This is a genomic window from Burkholderia reimsis, from assembly GCF_003294055.1.
In the GTDB taxonomy this organism is placed as follows: Bacteria; Pseudomonadota; Gammaproteobacteria; order Burkholderiales; family Burkholderiaceae; genus Burkholderia; species Burkholderia cepacia.
On record NZ_QMFZ01000004.1, the window covers coordinates 244,101 to 264,404 of the forward strand.

The window sequence follows — 20,304 nt, forward strand, 5'->3', positions numbered from 1 at the left end:
GGACGGAAGGCGACATGAACTACATCTCCACGCGCGGCGCCGGCATCGGCGAGCGCCACACGTTCTCCGACATCCTGCTCGGTGGCCTCGCGAAGGACGGCGGGCTGTACCTGCCGTCCGAATATCCGAAGGTGTCGGCCGACGAGCTCGCGCGCTGGCGCACGCTGTCGTATGCGGATCTCGCGTTCGAGATCCTGTCGAAGTTCTGCGACGACGTGCCGGCCGACGACCTGCGCGCGATCACGCGCCGCACGTACACGGCCGACGTGTACCGCAACACGCGCCATGGCGAGAACGCGTCCGACATCACGCCGCTGAAGACGCTCGGCACCGAGAACGGCGCGGCGCTGTCGCTGCTGGAACTGTCGAACGGCCCGACGCTCGCGTTCAAGGACATGGCGATGCAGCTGCTCGGCAGCCTGTTCGAGTACACGCTCGCGAAGCACGGGCAGACGCTGAACATTCTCGGCGCGACGTCCGGCGACACGGGCAGCGCGGCCGAATACGCGATGCGCGGCAAGGCCGGCGTGCGCGTGTTCATGCTGTCGCCGCACAAGAAGATGAGCGCGTTCCAGACGGCCCAGATGTTCAGCCTGCAGGATCCGAACATCTTCAACCTCGCGGTCGAGGGTGTGTTCGACGACTGCCAGGACATCGTGAAGGCGGTGTCGAACGATCACGCGTTCAAGGCGCAGCAGAAGATCGGCACGGTCAACTCGATCAACTGGGCGCGCGTCGTCGCGCAGGTCGTGTACTACTTCAAGGGCTACTTCGCGGCGACGCAGTCCAACGACGAGCGCGTGTCGTTCACGGTGCCGTCGGGCAACTTCGGCAACGTCTGCGCGGGCCACATCGCGCGGATGATGGGCCTGCCGATCGCGAAGCTCGTGGTCGCGACCAACGAGAACGACGTGCTCGACGAGTTCTTCCGCACGGGCGCGTATCGCGTGCGCAGCGCCGAGAACACCTATCACACGAGCAGCCCGAGCATGGACATCTCGAAGGCATCGAATTTCGAGCGCTTCGTGTTCGACCTGCTCGGCCGCGATCCGGCGCGCGTGATGCAGCTGTTCCGCGACGTCGAGGAGAAAGGCGGCTTCGATCTCGCGGCGAGCGGCGATTTCGCACGGGTCGCCGAGTTCGGTTTCGTGTCGGGCCGCAGCAGCCACACGGACCGCATCGCGACGATCCGCGACGTGTTCTCGCGTTACGACACGATGATCGACACGCACACGGCCGACGGCGTGAAGGTCGCGCGCGAGCATCTCGACGCGGGCGTGCCGATGGTCGTGCTCGAGACCGCTCAGCCGATCAAGTTCGGCGAGACGATTCGCGAGGCGCTCGATCGCGAGGCCGAGCGTCCGGCCGCATTCGACGGGCTCGAGGCGCTGCCGCAGCGTTTCGAGGTCGTGAAGGCCGACGCGCAGCAGGTGAAGGACTTCATCGCCGCCCATACGGGCGCATGACGCGTGGCCGGGCCGCGGGCCCGGCAGCGCAGGACGGCCGGAATGCCGATTCGTCGAACGGATCGGGGTTCCGGCCGTTTCGTTTGGCGGTGCCGCCGCGCGGCTGCGGTCAAACCGGCATCGCGCGTGAAACAAGTGCCAGACCCGCGCGTTCGCGCGAATCACAGTTTCCGCATGTCCGCCATATCGCGCGTCCGCGCGACGGCGTCGCTACAATGACGTATTGCATCCAACGATCCCCGATTCCATCGATGTCGAACCCGAATCCCGCGGCGCCGCGCGCGCCGATGCTGTCGACCGCCGAGGCGCTCGCCGCGCTGCTCGATGCCGCGAAGCCGTTGCCCGGCGTCGAAACCGTCGCCACGCTCGATGCGCTCGGCCGCGTGCTGGCGGCCGACGTGAGTTCGCCGCTCGACGTGCCGCCGATGCATACGAGCGCGATGGACGGCTATGCGGTGCGCGTCGCCGACCTGCTGCATGGCGAGCGGCGTTTGCCGGTGTCGCAGCGCATTCCGGCGGGCCATCCGGCCGCGCCGCTCGTTGCCGGCACGGCCGCGCGGATCTTCACCGGCGCGACGGTGCCGCCCGGCGCCGACGCTGTCGTGATGCAGGAGCAGGCGTCGGCCGACGGCGGTGCGGTCGAGATCCTGCACACGCCGAAGGCCGGTGAATGGATCACCGCGCAGGGCGCGGATATCCGGCAGGGCTCGGTGATCCTGCCGGCCGGCACGCGGCTCACGCCGCAGGCGCTCGGTCTTGCCGCATCGGTCGGCTGCGCGCAGTTGCCGGTCGCGCGGCGGATTCGTGTCGCGGTGTTCTTCACCGGCGACGAACTGACGATGCCGGGCGAGCCGCTGAAGCCCGGCGCGATCTACAACTCGAACCGCTTCACGCTGCGCGGGCTGCTGGAGCGGCTCGGCTGCCACGTGACCGACTACGGGATCGTGCCCGATTCGCTCGCCGCGACGCGCGACACGCTGCGCGCGGCCGCGCGCGATCACGACGTGATCCTGACGAGCGGCGGCGTGTCGGTCGGCGACGAGGATCACGTGAAGCCGGCCGTCGAGGCCGAAGGGCGGCTCGCGCTGTGGCAGATCGCGATGAAGCCCGGCAAGCCGCTTGCCTACGGCGCGGTGCGCCGCGGCGACGATCGCCCCGACGCGCACTTCATCGGGCTGCCCGGTAACCCGGTATCGAGTTTCGTCACGTTCCTGCTGTTCGTGCGGCCGTTCCTGCTGCGCCTGTCCGGCGTGCGCGACGTCGCGCCGCGCGCGCTGTCGCTGCGCGCCGACTTCTCGCAAGGCAAGGGCGACCGCCGCAACGAATTCCTGCGTGCCCGCGTGAACGCGGCCGGCGGCCTCGACCTGTTCCCGAACCAGAGTTCGGCGGTGCTGACGTCGACGGTGTGGGGCGACGGCCTGATCGACAATCCGCCGCAGCACGCGATCAGCGCCGGCGAGACCGTGCGTTTCATTCCGTTTTCCGAACTGCTGTCGTAACGCGACGGCTTCCCGAACCATGAAGATTCAGCTGAAATTTTTTGCAAGCGTACGCGAGGCACTGGGTGTTGCCGACGAGCAGGCCGACGTGCCGGACAGCGTCACGACCGTGGGCGACGTGCGCGCATGGCTGCGCGTGCGCGGCGGGGCATGGGCCGAGACGCTCGCGGAAGGGCGCGCGCTGCGCATGGCGTGCAATCACGAGATGACCGATCCCGAGACGCGGCTCACCGAAGGCTGCGAAGTGGCGTTCTTTCCGCCGGTGACGGGCGGTTGAGGCACCGGCAATGGCAACGGTACGAATCCAGATCGACGACTTCGACCTGAACGCCGAGGTCGCGGCATTGCGTGCGCGCAACCCGAAGATCGGCGCGGTCGCGTGCTTCGTCGGCACGGTGCGCGATCTGAACGAAGGTGATGCGGTTGCCGCGATGGAACTCGAGCACTATCCGGGGATGACCGAGAAGGCACTCGAGAAGATTGCCGCCGAGGCCGGCCGGCGCTGGCCGGGCATCGACGTCGCGATCGTGCATCGCGTCGGCAGGCTCCTGCCGCTCGACCAGATCGTGATGGTCGCCACGGTTGCGTCGCACCGCGGCGACGCGTTCGCGTCGTGCGAGTTCGTGATGGACTACCTGAAGACCGAAGCGCCGTTCTGGAAGAAGGAAACCACGCCGGACGGCGAGCGCTGGGTCGACGCGCGCAGCACCGACGATGCCGCGCTCGCGCGCTGGGGGATCGAATCGGGCAATACGCGGCGCTGAGCGCGGCGCCGGCAACGTGCGGCAAGGTGCCGCATGCACGCAAGCGCCGCGCGTGACGGCAACCCGTGACGGCAACCCGTGACGGCAACCCGTTACGCGTCCGGATCGGTGCTGCGCCCGATGATCTTCGTCGGAAACGGCTCGCCGCGGGCGCGCGACGGCAACGCGTGCGGATCGTCGCCCCCGTCGTCCCCGCCGCGGCGGCGCGGTGCGATCGCGTCGAGCAGCGCCTGCTGCTCGGGCGGAATCCGGTAATCCCAGCCGAAGCGGCTCAACTGCAGGCTCTGTGCGATCCGCAGCGCCGGCTCCATGAAGCGGATCGCCGCGGGCGGGGCGTAGCGCGCCTCGACGGTCTTCAGGAACAGTGACAGCCAGCGGCTGAAATGGGCCGGCTCGATCCCGTCGAGCGGCTGGTGCGCCTGCTGCACGTTGCCGCGATAGCCCTTGGTGCCGAGCACGAGGCTCGACCAGAACGCGACCATCTTCGGCAGGTGGTCGTCCCAGCGGCCGGCCAGCTTTGCGTCGAACACGGGCCCGAGCAGCGGATCGGCGCGCACGCGGTCGTAGAACGCGTAGACGAGATCGCGGATGTTTTCTTCGGTCGGCTCGGCGTCGCGAGGGCGGGCCGGTGCGGTATCGGGTGAGGCGGGCAGGACGGTCATGGCAAAAAGGGCCGGGAGAGACGGATAACGACGGGGCGGCGGCGCGGGCATCGTGCAGGACGCCGGCCGGATTTTGACGCAAAATAGCGACCAACGACCCCTGAAAAACGTGTAGATGTCACGCATCTTATTGCGCGCGCGCCATCCCGGCAACCCGGGGCCGCGGAACAGGGCTGTCGACCGGCCCCGTGCGCATCCCGATCGGCCCGGCTCACGTAAATGGGACACGATCGATCTCTTCCGTATTCACCCATGAGACTCACCGACTACACCGACTATTCGCTGCGCGTGATGCTTTACCTTGCCGTGCGCGGCGAGGGACTCGCGACGATCCAGGAGATCTCGGACGCCTACGGCATCTCGAAGAACCATCTGATGAAAGTCGTGCAGCAGCTCGGCGAGCTGGGATGGGTCGACACCGTTCGCGGCCGCAATGGCGGGCTGAGGTTGTTCCCCGAATCGCTGCAACTGACCGTCGGTCAGGTCGTGCGCGCAACCGAGAGCGATTTCGCGCTGGTCGGCTGCTTTTCGGCCGAAGGTGAGTCGCGCGGCTGCGTGATCGAGCCGCAGTGTCGCCTGAAGGGCGTACTGGCGGCCGCGCGCGACGCGTTCTTCGCCGAACTCGACCGTCACATGCTCGGTGAACTGGTCGAACCCGCTGCGCCGCTCATGGCGCTGCTCGGCATTCGCCCGGTCGTGCGCGTGCATCCCGCCGCGCCGCTGTCGGAAGACGCGCCCGTGTCCGTCGAACCGCCGTCGACGGCCGACTGATACGCGAGCGCCGTGCTCCGCGACCCGGCAGCGGCCCGTCCCGGGGCCGCTTCGAGGGTATCCATCGATTTTTGCGCTGAATCAACCCGAATTTCGCTTGAAAGCCGCATAACCATCCTCATCTTGGTGTTAATCGAAAATTGGAGGTCTCGACAAAATGAGAATCGACAAGCTCACCACCAAGTTCCAGGAAGCACTCGCTGACGCGCAAAGCCTTGCGGCTGGCCGCGACAATCAATACATCGAACCCGTTCACGTGCTGGCCGCACTGGTCGCGCAGCAGGACGGCTCCGCGCGCTCGCTGATGTCGCGCGCGGGTGTTCACATCCAGGCGCTGCAAGGCGCGCTGAACGAAGCGATCTCGCGCCTGCCGCAAGTGACGGGCACGGGCGGCGACATCCAGATCGGCCGCGAACTGGCCGGGCTGCTGAACCAGGCCGACAAGGAAGCGCAGAAGCTCAACGACACGTTCATCGCGAGCGAAATGTTCCTGCTCGCCGTGTCCGACGACAAGGGCGAAGCCGGCAAGCTCGCGCGCCAGCACGGCCTCACGCGCAAGTCGCTCGAAGCCGCGATCGCCGCGGTGCGAGGCGGCTCGCAGGTGCACAGCCAGGACGCGGAAAGCCAGCGCGAGGCGCTGAAGAAGTACACGGTCGACCTGACCGAGCGCGCCCGTGCGGGCAAGCTCGACCCGGTGATCGGCCGCGACGACGAAATCCGCCGTTCGATCCAGATCCTGCAGCGCCGCACCAAGAACAACCCGGTGCTGATCGGCGAGCCGGGCGTCGGCAAGACGGCGATCGTCGAAGGGCTCGCGCAGCGGATCGTCAACGGCGAAGTGCCGGAGACGCTGAAGGGCAAGCGCGTGCTGTCGCTCGACATGGCCGCGCTGCTCGCCGGCGCGAAGTATCGCGGTGAATTCGAGGAGCGCCTGAAGGCGGTGCTCAACGACATCGCGAAGGACGAAGGCCAGACGATCGTCTTCATCGACGAAATCCACACGATGGTCGGCGCGGGCAAGGCCGAAGGCGCGATGGATGCGGGCAACATGCTGAAGCCGGCGCTGTCGCGCGGCGAGCTGCACTGCATCGGCGCGACCACGCTCGACGAATACCGCAAGTACATCGAGAAGGATGCCGCGCTCGAGCGCCGCTTCCAGAAGGTGCTCGTCGACGAGCCGAGCGTCGAGGCGACGATCGCGATCCTGCGCGGGCTGCAGGAGAAGTACGAACTGCACCACGGCGTCGACATCACCGATCCGGCGATCGTCGCCGCGGCCGAACTGTCGCATCGCTACATCACCGATCGTTTCCTGCCCGACAAGGCCATCGACCTGATCGACGAAGCCGCTTCGAAGATCAAGATGGAAATCGATTCGAAGCCCGAAGAGATGGACAAGCTCGACCGCCGGCTGATCCAGCTGAAGATCGAGCGCGAAGCCGTGAAGAAGGAGCAGGACGAAGCATCGCAGAAGCGCCTGCAGCTGATCGAGGAAGAGATCGAGCGCCTCGGCCGCGAATATGCGGACCTCGAGGAGATCTGGACTGCCGAGAAGGCCGCGGTACAGGGCAGCGCGCAGTTGAAGGAAGAGATCGAGAAGGTGCGGGCGGACATCGCGCGTCTGCAGCGCGACGGCAAGCTGGAGAAGGTCGCCGAACTGCAGTACGGCAAGCTGCCGCAGCTCGAGGCGCAGCTGAAGCAGGTCACGCAGGCCGAAGAGCAGGAGCAGCACAACCCGACGCGGCCGCGCCTGCTGCGCACGCAGGTCGGTGCCGAGGAAATCGCGGAAGTCGTGTCGCGCTCGACCGGGATTCCGGTGTCGCGGATGATGCAGGGCGAACGCGAGAAGCTGCTGCACATCGAGGAAAAGCTGCACGAGCGCGTGGTCGGCCAGCATGAGGCGATCGGCGCGGTGGCCGACGCGATCCGCCGTTCGCGCGCGGGTCTCGCCGATCCGAACCGTCCGTACGGCTCGTTCCTGTTCCTCGGTCCGACGGGTGTCGGCAAGACCGAACTGTGCAAGGCGCTGGCGTCGTTCCTGTTCGATTCGGAAGAGCACCTGATCCGCATCGACATGAGCGAGTTCATGGAGAAGCACAGCGTCGCGCGGCTGATCGGCGCGCCGCCGGGCTATGTCGGTTACGAGGAAGGCGGTTACCTGACGGAAGCCGTGCGCCGCAAGCCGTACAGCGTGATCCTGCTCGACGAGATCGAGAAGGCGCATCCGGACGTGTTCAACGTGCTGCTGCAAGTGCTCGACGACGGCCGCATGACGGACGGGCAGGGGCGCACGGTCGACTTCAAGAACACGGTGATCGTGATGACGTCGAACCTCGGCTCGCAGGTGATCCAGGCGATGACGGGCGCGCCGCAGGAAGAGATCAAGGACGCGGTGTGGCTCGAGGTGAAGCAGCATTTCCGCCCCGAGTTCCTGAACCGGATCGACGACGTCGTCGTGTTCCATGCGCTCGACCGCAGCAACATCGAGTCGATCGCGAAGATCCAGCTCGCCCGCCTGCACGACCGGCTCGCGAAGCTCGACATGGCGCTCGACGTGTCGCCGGCGGCGCTCGAACAGATCGGCAAGGTCGGCTACGATCCGCTGTTCGGTGCGCGGCCGCTGAAGCGCGCGATCCAGCAGGAGATCGAGAACCCGGTCGCGAAGCTCATCCTCGCGGGCCGTTTCGGTCCGAAGGACGTGATTCCGGTCGACGTCAACGACGGCAAGTTCGTGTTCGACCGCGTCGTTCACTGATCGCCTGCCATCGGCTGCCCGCCCGGTTCGCGCCGGGCGCGCAAAAACAAACACCCCGCCTCGGCGGGGTGTTTGGTTATGGGGCGGCCAAAACCGCCGCCGGGGCCGTCAGCCGGCGTGGTGCGGGCTCAGCCCTGCTTGTTGCCGCCGAACATGCCGGCGAGTTGCGTGAGCGTGCCGAGCACGTTCGACGTATCGATCTGGCCGCCTGCCGGCACTTCGCCGTTCGGCGTCGCGCCGTTGACGACGTGCGGCAGCACCTGCGCGAGGATCGACGAAGCCTGCGACGGATCGATGCCGACCTTGCTCGCGAGCGAGCCGACGACGTCGGAGCCGAGCACGTTCTGCAGCGTGTCTGCCGAGATCGGCTGGTTTTCGCCGTTGCCGACCCACGAGCCGATGATGTCGCCGGCGCCGCCTGCCTTGAATTTCTCGATCAGGCCGTTCAGGCCGCCCGGCTGGTTGTTGATGAATTCGAGCGCGGTCGTGATCAGCGCGCTTTGCGAGTTGCCGCCGGCCTGGCCGCCGAGCAGACCGCCAACGATGTCGAGGAGACCCATGGTGCTTCACCTTTACTGAAAAGGGCGTCGTGACGACGACGCCCGTTGAACGAATGCCGCGCGCACGCCGTCGCGCGCGCGGCGCACATCAGGCGCCCGACGCCGCGGCGGCGGAGGCTGCCTTGTCCTTCTTGTTTTTCTTCTTCGAACCCTTCGTCGCCTTGGTCGACGACGCGGCGGCCGGTGCGCTCGCACCCGCGTCGGCGGATGCCGCTGCGGCCGCGGCGGCCTTTTCCTTCTTCGACGCGCGCTTGGCCTTGGCCGGTTTCGCCGCCGTGTCCGGCGCGCTTGCCGCCGGTGCCGGCGCAGTGGCCGTCGTACCGGCCGTCGCGGTCGTGGACGTCGACGCGGTGCCTGCCGACGTCGTTGCCGACGGGGTCGCCGGTGTCGTCGCGGCCGGCTTCGACAGTTTCACGCCCTTCGGCGGCGTCGACGAGCCGCCGATCGTCAGGCCGTTTTCCTCGAGATGGCCGACCGACTTCGTGCCGAGGCCCTTTACGCGGTTCGCGAGATCGTCCGCGTCCTTGAACGGGCCGTTCTTGGTGCGTTCGTCGATGATCGCCTTCGACTTCACCGGCCCGAGACCCTTCACGGATTCGAGCGCGGCCTGGTCGGCCGTGTTGACTTCGACGGCCGCGGCAAGGCCTGCGGCGAGTGACAGCGACAGCGCGACGAACAGCATCAGCAGCTTTTTCAGCATGGCAAAGGCTCCCTGGTTCTGATTCTGACGGATGAATGGCTGTTGCAACGGACGGCGGGCGAGACTTGGCCGGGCGTCGCCGTTAAGCATAGGACAAATGCGTGCCCTTTTTAAGACAGGCTGACCGAATCTTGCTGAAGGCTTGCGGCGCTGTAAAGACCGAAACCCGTGCAGGGCGGCGGTTTTGACCATTCTTTACGGTGTCGCGGGGTGTCGTGGGTCGTCGTCGCGCTGGCCGTTCAAAAGCGCTTGACTTAGAGTTGACTCTAACTCCTAACCTTGTTCCTGCCATGTCGAAAACCGTATCCAAACCTTCCGCCGCCGGCCCGCTGACGATCGGGCAAGTCGCCGAGCTGACCGGCTTGTCCACGCATACGCTGCGCTACTACGAGCAGGCCGGCCTGCTGCGTGCGATTTCGCGCACGGCGGCCGGGCACCGGCTCTATGCGCCGGCCGACCTTGACTGGCTGGCCTTCGTGATGCGCCTGAAGGCGACCGGCATGCCGATCGCGCAGATGCAGGAATTCGCGGCGCTGCGCGCGCAGGGCGAGCCGACCTTCGGTGCGCGGCGCAGCCTGCTGGTCACGCATCGCGACGCGGTGCGCGCGCATCTCGCGGAGCTGCAGGCGAGCCTCGACGTGATCAGCGACAAGATCGCGTACTACGAGGCACAGGAGCGCGATGCGGCACGACGGGCAAAACCCTCTCACTCCCCATCGGAACAGGACGAACACCATGGAACGACTCGTTGAAGACCGCTACACGCGCGGCTGGAACAAACTGAAGGAAATCGACGGGGAGGTGGGCGAACGCGTGATCGCGGCGCTTGCGCCGATCGCCCCGGACTTCGCACGGCTGCTGGTCGAGTTCGGCTTCGGCGACATCTACAGCCGGCCGCAACTCGACCTGAAGGCGCGCGAGATCGCGACGATCTCGGCACTGGCCGCGCTCGGCAACGCGCAGCCGCAGTTGAAGGTGCATATCGAGGCCGCGCTGAACGTGGGCTGCACGCGCGACGAGATCGTCGAGGTGTTCATGCAGATGTCCGTTTACGCGGGTTTCCCGGCCGCGCTCAACGCGCTGTTCGCGGCGCGCGAGGTGTTCGCGCGGCTCGACGAAGCGGCCGCAGAGGAAAACGACGCGAACGACGCGCACGACGCGGTCGGGCAGCTCGCGTGACGGGGCATGCGTCGGCACCCGCGCGTCACGCGCGGTGCGGCGCGACGATCCGGTGCTTCGCGATGCGCCGGTACAACGTCGCGCGCGAGATGCCGAGCGCCTGCGCGGCGGCGTCGGGCCGCCAGCGGTGCGCGGTGAGCGCCGCGACGATGCGGCCGCGCTCGTCGTCAGGCAGGGTGCCGATCGACGCGCCGCCGAGCTGCGCGGCTATATCGGCCGGCAGATCCTGTCGCGTCACGCGCGCGGCGTCGCATACCGCGCACGCATAGCGCAGCACGTTGCGCAACTGCCGGACGTTGCCGGGCCACGGATACGCGGCGAGCTGTTCCGCGAGCGTTGCATCGAGTGTCAGCACGTGGCCGGTTGCCTGCGCCTCCTCGGCGAACACGGTGGCGATCACGTCGCGCACGTCCGCGCGCGCGCGCAGCGGCGGCAGTTCGAACGTCGCGCCGCTCAGCCGGTAGTACAGATCCTCGCGGAACGTGCCGTCTGCCACCATGCGCGCGAGATCGCGGTGCGTCGCGCAGATCACGTCGAGATCGACGCGCACGGGCGTATCGCTGCCGAGCGGCACGACCTCGCCATCGGCGAGCACGCGCAACAGGCGTGTCTGCAGCGCGAGCGGCATGTCGCCGATTTCGTCGAGGAACAGCGTGCCGCCGTCGGCGAGTGCGATCTTGCCGCGCGCGCCGTGCTTGCGTGCGCCGGTAAACGCACCGGCCGCATAACCGAACAATTCACTCTCGATCAGTGCTTCCGGCAGTGCGCCGCAGTTGACGGCGACGAACGGCCGCGCGCGCCGCGCGCCGGCGTCATGGATCGCGCGCGCGAACACTTCCTTGCCCGCACCGGTCTCGCCGAGCACGAGAATCGGCAGCCGCTTGCTCGCGACACGCAACGCGAGTTCGGCCTGTTGCGCGATATGCGCGTCACTGCTGTGCAGGAACGGCGTCAGCGCGCCGACGTGACGTTGCGTGGTGCCCGGGCGGCGCGAGGCCGTGCCGGGCTCGCGGCCGGTGCGCCGTAGCGGCGCGCGCAGCCGCGCATAGAGCGGCGCGCCGGTCGCGCGCAGTCGCAGCGCGACGATCGCATCGAGCCGCGCGGCATCGCGCAGCGGCATCTCGGTCGCATCGAAGATCTCGTCGATATGGCGCGGTTCGCGCAGTGCCGGCAGCGCGTCGCGCGCCTGCCGGTTCGCGGCGACGATATTGCCGCATTCGTCGAACGCGATCAGCCACTCGGGTTGGGCTTCGACGTAGTGACGATTCGGATGCCCGAACAGGATCCAGTGCTGCGCGGTGCTGTGCACGAAGTAGCCGTCCTCGATCAGTGCCGCGCTCTGCCGCACGAGCTGATAGACGAGACGCTGGCTGTCGCGGCCGTCGGGCGATTGAACGGCCGACGCGTCGAGCACGCCGATCAGCTCGCCGCCCGGCGAGAAGATCGGCGCCGCGCTGCAGGTGAGCGTCGTGAAGGCCGCGCGAAAGTGATCGGTCTTGTGCACGGTGATCGGCGCGAGATCGGTCAGCACGTTCGCGACACCGCAGGTGCCTTCCTCGCTTTCCGACCAGCACGAGCCGATGTGCAGCCCCGCGTGGCGGAAGTCGTTGCGACGCTCGCGGTCGATCCGGTAGTCGATCGTCACGCCGTGCGCGTCGGTCAGCATCACGCAGTAGTCGGCGACGCGGATCATGTCGTGCAGCCGCGTCAGGCACTGGCCCGACGCGCGCAGGAAGGCCTCTTCCTTGTCGCGCACTTCGCGCAGCTCCGCCGCGGTCAGCACGCGCGGGCCGATCGACGAAGCGGGGTCGAGACGGTAGCGCTCGAGCGACCGTTGCCACGATGACACGAGGCGCGTGGATTCGGCCGGCGCGGGCAGGCGTCCGGCGAGCGCGCCGAGCACACGGTCGGCGTGCTGGGCCTGGGGGACGGCGTAGGGCATGGTCGGCTCCGGTTCCGTACGGCGGGGAATGCGATGTTCTTGTAGCACATCCCGTTCGACGGATCACATTGCATCGCAGCACGCGGCGGGCGTGAGACGTTCGTCTCACCGGTATCGCGCGCTGTCTCGTGTCGCTGAGACGCGCGCATGTGCGGCATGCGCGGATCGTCCGGCATGACGCGGCCCGCGCGGCGCCGCGACAGCGCGGGGTTTGCGGGCGCAACGGCGCGCTTGCATCGGCGTCGCGGTGGCCATTTCGTCGCATCGACGGGGTGAGACGAACGGGCGGAATTGCCGCGCACGCCGTGGCTCCGGCAGCGAACCGGCGGCGTCGACATTCCCGCCGCGCCAGCGTGCACACGGGTTTCACGGTCATCGCACGCACGATGGCACGCCGCTTGCAGAGATCACGGGCAGGTCGGCGCGGTCGCGTCGACGATGAAGATCCGCCGCCCGGCGATGGCAGCGGACGAGACAGGCAGGCCGCGGCGTACACCCATGCGCCGGGGCCGGCCAACTGGATGGAGACAAACCCGTGACGACGCCCGTTACCGTCGGCGTGATCGCGAACCCCGCATCGGGGCGCGACATTCGCCGCCTCACGACGCATGCCTCCGTGTTTCCGACGGCGGAGAAGGCGAACATGATCGTGCGCCTGCTGGCCGGCCTCGGCGCGATGGGCGTCGAGCGCGTGCTGACGCTGCGCGACCGCACGGGCATCGCGACGCTGCTGCTGCGCGCGATCGACACGCATCGCGCGGTCGCGCCGCACGAGCGCTGGCCCGAGGTCGAATTCGTCGACCTGCCGATCACCGATACCGTCGCCGATACACAGGCCGGTGCCGCGTACCTGCACCGGATGGAGGTCGCGCTGATCGTCGTGCTCGGCGGCGACGGCACGCATCGCGCCGTGGCTGCGCACTGTGGCGCGACACCGCTCGTCGCGCTGTCCACCGGCACCAACAACGCGTTTCCCGAACATCGCGAGGCAACCGTCGCGGGCGTTGCGGCAGGACTCGCCGCGACCGGCGCGGTGCCGGCCGAAGTCGCGTTCACGCGCAACAAGCGGCTCGTCGTGCGCTGCGTGGCGGGTGCGCAGCCGGGGCGCGAGGAGATCGCGCTCGTCGACGTGTGCGCCGCACGCCAGCGCTTCATCGGCGCCCGCGCGATCTCGGGGTCCGACGACATCGATTCGCTCTACCTGACGTTCGCGGAACCGGACGGGATCGGCCTGTCCGCGCTCGGCGGCGCGTGGGCGCCGCTCGAACGCAGCGCGCCGCACGGGCTCGCGATGCGTTTCGCGGCTGAAGGCAACGCGGCCGGCACGCCGCTCGTCGCGCCGATTGCGCCGGGCCGCGTCGACCGCGTCGTGATGCGCAGTTGCGAACGGCTCGAGCCGGGCGCGTGGCAGACGATCCCGTTCGAGCGCGGCACGCTGGCGTTCGACGGTGAACGCGAGATCGAGGTCGCGCGCGGCGATCGCTACGAGATCTCGCTCGACTGGCGCGGGCCGCTGACGGTCGATGTCGGCCGCACGCTGCGTTACGCGTCGTCGCGGCAACTGCTGCGCGATGCCGGTGCGTGGCACGACTGAGCCGCCGCTTTTTCGCATGACATTTCGACATCCATAACGATCCTCAAGGAGACATTGCCATGACGGCTTCACTCGAAGGACAGGTCGCCATCGTCACGGGCGGCGCGCGCGGCATCGGCCGCGGCATTGCGCTGACGCTTGCCGGCGCGGGCGCCGACGTCCTGCTGGCCGACCTGCTCGACGACGCGCTCGACGCCACCGCGCGCGAGGTACGCGCGCTCGGCCGGCGGGCGGCGGTCGCGAAGGTCGACGTCACGCAGGCCGCGCAGGTCGACGCGATGGTCGCGCAGGCGCTCGCCGAACTCGGCCGGCTCGACATCCTCGTGAATTGCGCGGGCGTGATCAGCATTCATCCGGTCGCCGAACTGACCGAGCGCGACTGGGATGTCGTGATGGACGTGAACGCGAAGGGCACCTTCCTCGGCTGCCGCGCGGCGCTCGCGCACCTGAAGGCGCAGGGCCGCGGCCGGATCATCAACGTCGCGTCGATCGCCGGCAAGGAAGGCTTTCCGAATCTCGCACACTACAGCGCATCGAAATTCGCGGTCGTCGGCTTCACGAACGCGCTCGCGAAGGAGCTTGCGCGCGACGGCGTGACCGTCAACGCGATCTGCCCCGGCATCGTCCGTACCTATATGTGGGACCGGCTGTCCGACGAATGGAAGACCGACGGCGAAACGGTCGAGGAATCGTGGCAGCGGCACCAGTTGGCGCTGATCCCGCAGGGCCGCGCGCAGACACCGGAAGACATGGGCCGGCTCGCGCTGTTCTTCGCGACGATGGACAACGTGACGGGCCAGGCCGTGAACGTCGACGGTGGCTTCACGTTCCACTGACGGCCGCAGGCCGTGCAATCCGTCGCCACGGCATCGCCGCGGCGGCATTCGCAGTCAGACCTACCCAGGAGACACACATGACCGTTTCGACACAGCTCAGCAGGGACAAGCTGCTGGACGCCTACCGGCTGATGCGCACGATCCGCGAATTCGAGGAACGCCTGCACGTCGAATTCGCGACCGGCGAGATCCCCGGCTTCGTTCACCTGTACGCGGGCGAGGAGGCGTCCGCGGTCGGTACGATACTGCACCTCGGCCTCGACGACTACGTCGCGACCACGCACCGTGGCCACGGCCATTGCATCGCGAAGGGCGTCGACGTGCACGGGATGATGGCCGAGATCTACGGCAAGAAAACCGGCGTCTGCCACGGCAAGGGCGGTTCGATGCACATCGCCGACCTGTCGATGGGGATGCTCGGCGCCAACGGGATCGTCGGCGCGGGTGGCCCGCTCGTGTGCGGCGCCGCGCTCGCGGCGAAACACAAGAAGACGGGCGGCGTCGGCGTGTGCTTCTTCGGCGACGGCGCGTCGAACCAGGGCGTGATCTTCGAATCGATGAACCTCGCGTCGGTGTGGCGGCTGCCCGCGATCTTCGTGGCCGAAAACAACGGCTACGCGGAAGCGACGTCGTCGAGCTGGTCGGTCGCGACCGACAACATCGCCGATCGCGCGAACGGGTTCGGGATGCCGGGCGTGATCGTCGACGGCTTCGACTTCTTCGCGGTGCACGAAGCGCTCGGCGAAGCCGTCGAGCGCGCGCGCAACGGCGGCGGCCCGACGCTCGTCGAGGTGAAGTTCACGCGCTATTTCGGCCACTTCGAAGGCGACGCGCAGACCTATCGCGCACCCGGCGAGGTGCAGAAGCTGCGCGACGAGAAGGACTGCCTGAAGCATTTCGAGACGCGCGTCGTGCGGGCCGAAGCGTTGACGACCGCCGATCTGCGCGCGGTCGATGCCCAGGTGAAGGCGCTGATCGACGACGCGGTCGCGCAGGCCAAGGCCGCGCCGCTGCCCGACGCAGCCGACCTGCTGACCGACGTCTACGTGTCGTACCCGTGAGCGCCGCCTGACACCGCGGCCGACACGGCGAACCGAACATTCCAGGAGACAGACATGGCAAGGAAGATTACTTATTCGCAGGCGATCAACGAGGCGCTCGCGCAGGAAATGGCGCGCGACGACAGCGTGATCGTGATGGGCGAGGACAATGCGGGCGGCGCGGGCGCGCCGGGCGAGGACGACGCGTGGGGCGGCGTGCTCGGCGTGACGAAGGGGCTGTTCCACAAGTTTCCGGGCCGCGTGCTCGATACGCCGCTGTCGGAGGGCGGCTACATCGGCGCGGCGGTCGGTGCGGCCGCATGCGGGATGCGGCCCGTCGCGGAGCTGATGTTCATCGACTTCATGGGCGTGTGCTTCGACCAGATCTTCAACCAGGCCGCCAAGTTCCGCTACATGTTCGGCGGCAAGGCCGTGACGCCGGTCGTGATTCGCGCGATGTACGGCGCCGGGCTGCGCGCGGCCGCGCAGCACTCGCAGATGCTCACGTCGCTGTTTACGCACATCCCGGGGCTGAAGGTCGTGTGCCCGTCGACGCCGTACGACGCGAAGGGGCTGCTGATCCAGGCGATCCGCGACAACGATCCCGTGATCTTCCTCGAACACAAGCTGCTCTATACGCGCGAAGGCGACGTGCCGGAGGAGTCCTATGCGATTCCGTTCGGCGAGGCAAACGTGATGCGCGACGGCGACGACGCGACGATCGTCACGTACGGCCGGATGGTGCATCTCGCGATGGACGCGGCCGCGACGCTCGCGAAGGACGGCATCCAGGTCGACGTGATCGATCTGCGCACGACGTCGCCGCTCGACGAGGAAACGATCCTCGAAAGCGCGGAGCGCACCGGGCGCGTCGTGGTCGTCGACGAAGCGAACCCGCGCTGCTCGATCGCGACCGACATTGCCGCGCTCGTCGCGCAGCGCGCGTTCCATGCGCTGAAGGCGCCGATCGAGCTCGTGACCGCGCCGCACACGCCCGCGCCGTTCGCGAGCGTGCTGGAAGACCTGTATATCCCGTCCGCCGATGCGATTGCGCAGGCGGTCCTGAAGACGAGGAGCTGACACGATGTCGATTCACATGATCACGATGCCCAAGTGGGGGCTGTCGATGGAGCAGGGGCAGGTCAACGGCTGGTTGAAGACGATCGGCGAACGCGTGACGAAGGGCGACGAAGTGCTCGACGTCGAGACCGACAAGATCTCGTCGGGCGTCGAATGCGCGTTCGACGGCATGCTGCGCCGGCAGGTCGCGCAGGAAGGCGAGACGCTGCCGGTCGGCGCGCTGCTCGGCGTCGTCGCGGCGGCCGATGCGAGCGATGCGGACATCGACGCGGCGATCGCCGATTTCCAGCGCGATTTCGTGCCGAGCGCGGCCTCCGACGAAGCGGCCGGCCCGCAACCCGAGAAGGCGCAGATCGGCGGCCGGACGGTGCGCTTCCTGAAGCTCGGCGAAGGCACCGGCACACCCGCCGTGCTGATTCACGGCTTCGGCGGCGACCTGAACAACTGGCTGTTCAATCACGCGGATCTCGCCGCGCACCGGCCCGTGTGGGCACTGGACCTGCCCGGCCATGGCGAATCGGGCAAGGCGGTCGAGACGGGCAGCCTCGACGAACTCGCCGACGCGGTGCTCGCGCTGCTCGATGCGAGGGGCATCGACCAGGCACACCTGATCGGCCATTCGATGGGCGGTGCGGTTGCGATGGCGGCAGCGGAACGCGCGCCGCAACGCGTCGCGTCGCTGACGCTGATCGCGAGCGCGGGGCTCGGCACCGACATCAACCGCGCTTACATCGATGGTTTCGTCGCCGGCAACAGCCGCAATACGCTGAAGCCGCACCTCGGCGCGCTGTTTGCGGACAACGCGCTGGTCACGCGGCAGCTCGTCGAGGATCTCGTCAAGTACAAGCGGCTCGAAGGCGTGCAGGCCGCGCTCGAGAAGATCGCGAATGCGGCGTTCGAGGGCACCGCACAGCGGCGTGTGTTCCGCGACCGGCTCGCGACGCTTGCGCCGCGCACGCTCGTGATCTGGGGCGAGCGCGACCAGGTGATCCCGGCGCATCACGCGCAGGGTTTGGCCGACGGCGTGCGTGCCGAAGTGATCGCCGGCAGCGGGCACATGGTGCAGATGGAGGCGGCCGCCGACGTGAACCGCCTGATCGTCGCGTTCCTCGGAGACTGACGATGGCCGCCGCGCTCGAACGACCCAGCCTCACGGCGCTCGGCCAGCCGGGCGCGAGAAGCCGCGACAAGCTCGCGCGCATTCCGGTGCGCGTCGAGCCCGCTGCCGGCGCGGCGTTGCCGAAGCCGCCGTGGCTGCGCGCGCGGCCGATGATGAGCGCGGCGGTGGCCGACATGGCTGCCGTGCTGCGCGACCATCGGCTGCATTCCGTCTGCGAGGAGGCGATGTGCCCGAACATCGGCGAGTGCTTCGCGCAGCGCACCGCGACCTTCATGATCATGGGCGGCCTGTGCACGCGGCGCTGCCCGTTCTGCGACGTCGCGCACGGTCGTCCCGAGCCGCTCGATCCCGACGAGCCGGCGCGGCTGGCCGACGCGGCCGCGGCGCTCGGGCTGCGCTACGTCGTGATCACGTCGGTCGACCGCGACGACTTGCGCGACGGCGGCGCCGCGCATTTCGCCGCGTGCATCGCGGCGGTGCGCGCGAGCGTGCCGGGCATCGGCGTCGAAGTGCTGACGCCGGACTTCCGCGGCCGCGTGGCCCGTGCGCTCGATGCACTGTCGACGGCCTGGCCCGACGTGTTCAACCACAACATCGAGACGGTGCCGTCGCTGTATCGCGCGGCGCGGCCGGGCGCCGACTATCGCGGCTCGCTCGAATTGCTCGCGCAGGCGAAGGCCGCGCGGCCGACGCTCGTGACGAAGTCGGGACTGATGCTCGGGCTCGGCGAGCGCGACGACGAGGTGCGCGACACGCTGCGCGACCTGCGCGCGCACGAAGTCGACGTGCTGACGCTCGGCCAGTATCTGGCGCCGTCGGCGCACCACCTGCCGGTGCGACGGTACGTAAGCCCCGAGGCATTCGCCGCGTGGCGCGACCACGCGCTGGCGCTGGGTTTCAGGGAAGTCGTCGCCGGCCCGCTCGTGCGGTCGTCATACCATGCGGCCGACGTGCTGGAGGACAGGTAGCGGGCGGCGCGTCAGGCCGGCGCCGGGGCGTGCGCGCGACTCACCCGGCGCAGGTACAGCACGAGCCCGGCGCCCGCGAGCATCAGGCTGACCGTATTCGCGAACCAGAAGCCGCGCGCGCCGGTCAGCCAAACGGGCGCGATGCCGCCCACGTCGAAGCCGAGCACGTAGCCGCCGCTGAGCCCGACGCCCCACAGCGCGACCGCATAGATCACGGTCGGCACGACCGCGACCTTGTAGGCCCGCAGCACGAACGCCGACGTGACCTGCAGCGCATCGAAGACGTGGTAGCACGCGACGATCGCGACGAGCGGCATCGCGGCCGCGGCGACGGCCGGGTTCGGCGTATAGCCGCCGATGATCAGCGGTCGCAGCACGAACACGAGCAGGCCGTATGTCGCGGCAATGCCGCACGCGAAGATCACGCTGTGCCGGCCGAGCAGCCGGGCTTCTTCGGGCCGTCCGGCGCCGAGCGCGCGCGCGACCAGCGTCGATGCCGCCACGCCGATCGACAGCGGGGTCATGTACAGCACCGCGCCGATGTTGCCGGCGATCTGGTGGCCGGCGAGCGTCGTCGTGCCGAATTGCGCGATGAACAGCGCCATGCACGTGTACGACGTGACCTCGATCAGGTACGACAGGCCCATCGGCACGCCGAGTTTCAGGATCGCCTTCTGGCGTTCCCACACCGGCCAGCAGAAGCGCGAGAAGATCGCGAGCGGCGCGAACACGTCGAGCTTCGCGAGCAGCGTGTAGCCGATCAGTGCGAGCGCCCAGTTGATCAGCGTGCTCGCGAGCCCGCAGCCGGGGCCGCCGAGGGCCGGTACGCCGAACCCGCCGAAGATGAACCACACGTTGAGCGGAAACTTGAGCACCAGCGCGCCGATCTGCAGGATCATCGCGAGGCGCGGCTTGCCGGCCGCGTTGGTCAGCGCGTTGTAGATGCGGAAGACGAGGCTGGCGGGCAGCCCGTACGACAGGATGCGCAGGTAGTCGACGGTGCGGTCGTGCAGCGCGGCGGGTGCGTGCGCGACGCGCAGCAGCGGCTCGGGAAAATGCAGCAGGAGAAAGCCGGGCACCGCGAGCAGCAGCGCGAGCCACAGCGCCTGGCGCACTTCCTCGCCGATTTCGGCATAGCGTCGCGCACCGTACAGTTGCCCGGTGATCGGCTGCAGCGCGGACAGGATGCCCGTCAGGCCGATGTAGATCGACACGTAGATCGACGAGCCGAGCCCGAGCGCGGCCAGATCGACGGCCGAGTAGCGGCCGACCATCGCGGTGTCGATCACGCCGAACGCGATGATCGCGAGCTGGCCGACGAGCACCGGCCACGCGAGACCGACGATCCGGCGGATGTCGCCGAACATC

The 20,304-nt window shown here is 68.4% G+C and carries 19 protein-coding genes; 14 read left to right on the top strand and 5 right to left on the bottom strand.

Annotated features, from left to right (window positions below; translation table 11 throughout):
* Nucleotides 1-14: 14 nt before the first annotated feature.
* The 4 genes from thrC (at nucleotide 15) to DPV79_RS07785 (ending at nucleotide 3,729) form a co-directional block, all read left to right on the top strand.
* Entirely contained in the window at nucleotides 15-1,466 is a 1,452-nt protein-coding gene (gene thrC / locus DPV79_RS07770; RefSeq protein WP_059494224.1) for a threonine synthase, read from the top strand.
* A 251-nt stretch (nucleotides 1,467-1,717) separates the two neighbouring features.
* The gene (locus DPV79_RS07775) at nucleotides 1,718-2,965 is read left to right on the top strand and encodes a molybdopterin molybdotransferase MoeA (protein ID WP_113045119.1); all 1,248 of its coding nucleotides are present in this window, start codon (nucleotides 1,718-1,720) and stop codon (nucleotides 2,963-2,965) included.
* 19 nt (nucleotides 2,966-2,984) lie between these two features.
* Nucleotides 2,985-3,242 (top strand): molybdopterin converting factor subunit 1, encoded by a 258-nt coding sequence (gene moaD / locus DPV79_RS07780; RefSeq protein ID WP_059687399.1) that lies wholly within the window; start codon nucleotides 2,985-2,987, stop codon nucleotides 3,240-3,242.
* A 10-nt stretch (nucleotides 3,243-3,252) separates the two neighbouring features.
* Complete coding sequence (locus DPV79_RS07785) at nucleotides 3,253-3,729, top strand: molybdenum cofactor biosynthesis protein MoaE (RefSeq protein ID WP_113045120.1); 477 nt, start codon at nucleotides 3,253-3,255, stop codon at nucleotides 3,727-3,729.
* 92 nt (nucleotides 3,730-3,821) lie between these two features.
* On the opposite strand, the gene DPV79_RS07790 is transcribed toward DPV79_RS07785, so the two are convergent.
* The gene (locus tag DPV79_RS07790) at nucleotides 3,822-4,391 is read right to left on the bottom strand and encodes a group III truncated hemoglobin (RefSeq protein ID WP_113045121.1); all 570 of its coding nucleotides are present in this window, start codon (nucleotides 4,389-4,391) and stop codon (nucleotides 3,822-3,824) included.
* A gap of 252 nt (nucleotides 4,392-4,643) precedes the next feature.
* On the opposite strand from DPV79_RS07790, the gene DPV79_RS07795 reads away from it, so the two are divergent.
* A complete protein-coding gene (locus tag DPV79_RS07795; protein ID WP_113045122.1) occupies nucleotides 4,644-5,162 on the top strand; it encodes an Rrf2 family transcriptional regulator in 519 nt (172 codons plus the stop codon).
* Between the two features lie 157 nt (nucleotides 5,163-5,319).
* Nucleotides 5,320-7,917 (top strand): ATP-dependent chaperone ClpB, encoded by a 2,598-nt coding sequence (clpB, locus tag DPV79_RS07800; protein ID WP_027787209.1) that lies wholly within the window; start codon nucleotides 5,320-5,322, stop codon nucleotides 7,915-7,917.
* Nucleotides 7,918-8,045: 128 nt separating this feature from the next.
* On the opposite strand, the gene DPV79_RS07805 is transcribed toward clpB, so the two are convergent.
* Nucleotides 8,046-8,477, bottom strand: a complete 432-nt coding sequence (locus DPV79_RS07805; RefSeq protein WP_059651699.1) for a YidB family protein — start codon at nucleotides 8,475-8,477, stop codon at nucleotides 8,046-8,048.
* Between the two features lie 88 nt (nucleotides 8,478-8,565).
* Nucleotides 8,566-9,177: a ComEA family DNA-binding protein gene (locus DPV79_RS07810; RefSeq protein WP_059489950.1), complete on the bottom strand. Its 612-nt coding sequence runs from the start codon at nucleotides 9,175-9,177 to the stop codon at nucleotides 8,566-8,568.
* A 290-nt stretch (nucleotides 9,178-9,467) separates the two neighbouring features.
* Between DPV79_RS07810 and DPV79_RS07815 the strand changes: the two genes are divergently transcribed.
* Both DPV79_RS07815 and DPV79_RS07820 read left to right on the top strand, forming a co-directional pair.
* The gene (locus DPV79_RS07815; protein ID WP_060320209.1) at nucleotides 9,468-9,929 is read left to right on the top strand and encodes a MerR family transcriptional regulator; all 462 of its coding nucleotides are present in this window, start codon (nucleotides 9,468-9,470) and stop codon (nucleotides 9,927-9,929) included.
* On the top strand, nucleotides 9,913-10,356 hold the full coding sequence (locus DPV79_RS07820; RefSeq protein WP_048021065.1) for a carboxymuconolactone decarboxylase family protein: 444 nt from the start codon (nucleotides 9,913-9,915) through the stop codon (nucleotides 10,354-10,356). Before DPV79_RS07815 ends, DPV79_RS07820 begins: the two co-directional genes overlap by 17 nt.
* 25 nt (nucleotides 10,357-10,381) lie before the next feature.
* Here DPV79_RS07820 and DPV79_RS07825 read toward each other — a convergent pair whose 3' ends face one another.
* Nucleotides 10,382-12,298 (bottom strand): sigma-54-dependent Fis family transcriptional regulator, encoded by a 1,917-nt coding sequence (locus tag DPV79_RS07825; RefSeq protein ID WP_059494235.1) that lies wholly within the window; start codon nucleotides 12,296-12,298, stop codon nucleotides 10,382-10,384.
* A 535-nt stretch (nucleotides 12,299-12,833) separates the two neighbouring features.
* Between DPV79_RS07825 and DPV79_RS07830 the strand changes: the two genes are divergently transcribed.
* The 6 genes from DPV79_RS07830 (at nucleotide 12,834) to lipA (ending at nucleotide 18,936) form a co-directional block, all read left to right on the top strand.
* Nucleotides 12,834-13,892 carry an ATP-NAD kinase family protein gene (locus DPV79_RS07830; protein WP_021156492.1) on the top strand — a complete coding sequence of 353 codons (1,059 nt, stop codon included), beginning with the start codon at nucleotides 12,834-12,836 and terminating at the stop codon, nucleotides 13,890-13,892.
* A gap of 59 nt (nucleotides 13,893-13,951) precedes the next feature.
* Nucleotides 13,952-14,728, top strand: a complete 777-nt coding sequence (locus DPV79_RS07835; protein ID WP_113045123.1) for an SDR family NAD(P)-dependent oxidoreductase — start codon at nucleotides 13,952-13,954, stop codon at nucleotides 14,726-14,728.
* Nucleotides 14,729-14,805: 77 nt separating this feature from the next.
* Entirely contained in the window at nucleotides 14,806-15,789 is a 984-nt protein-coding gene (locus DPV79_RS07840) for a thiamine pyrophosphate-dependent dehydrogenase E1 component subunit alpha (protein WP_021156490.1), read from the top strand.
* A gap of 54 nt (nucleotides 15,790-15,843) precedes the next feature.
* Nucleotides 15,844-16,848, top strand: coding sequence for an alpha-ketoacid dehydrogenase subunit beta (locus DPV79_RS07845; protein WP_021156489.1), 1,005 nt, complete (start codon nucleotides 15,844-15,846; stop codon nucleotides 16,846-16,848).
* A gap of 4 nt (nucleotides 16,849-16,852) precedes the next feature.
* Nucleotides 16,853-17,968, top strand: a complete 1,116-nt coding sequence (locus DPV79_RS07850) for an acetoin dehydrogenase dihydrolipoyllysine-residue acetyltransferase subunit (RefSeq protein ID WP_113045124.1) — start codon at nucleotides 16,853-16,855, stop codon at nucleotides 17,966-17,968.
* Between the two features lie 2 nt (nucleotides 17,969-17,970).
* Complete coding sequence (lipA, locus tag DPV79_RS07855) at nucleotides 17,971-18,936, top strand: lipoyl synthase (protein ID WP_059489942.1); 966 nt, start codon at nucleotides 17,971-17,973, stop codon at nucleotides 18,934-18,936.
* 11 nt (nucleotides 18,937-18,947) lie between these two features.
* Here lipA and DPV79_RS07860 read toward each other — a convergent pair whose 3' ends face one another.
* On the bottom strand, nucleotides 18,948-20,303 hold the full coding sequence (locus DPV79_RS07860; RefSeq protein WP_113045125.1) for an MATE family efflux transporter: 1,356 nt from the start codon (nucleotides 20,301-20,303) through the stop codon (nucleotides 18,948-18,950).
* Between the last annotated feature and the right edge of the window lies 1 nt (nucleotide 20,304).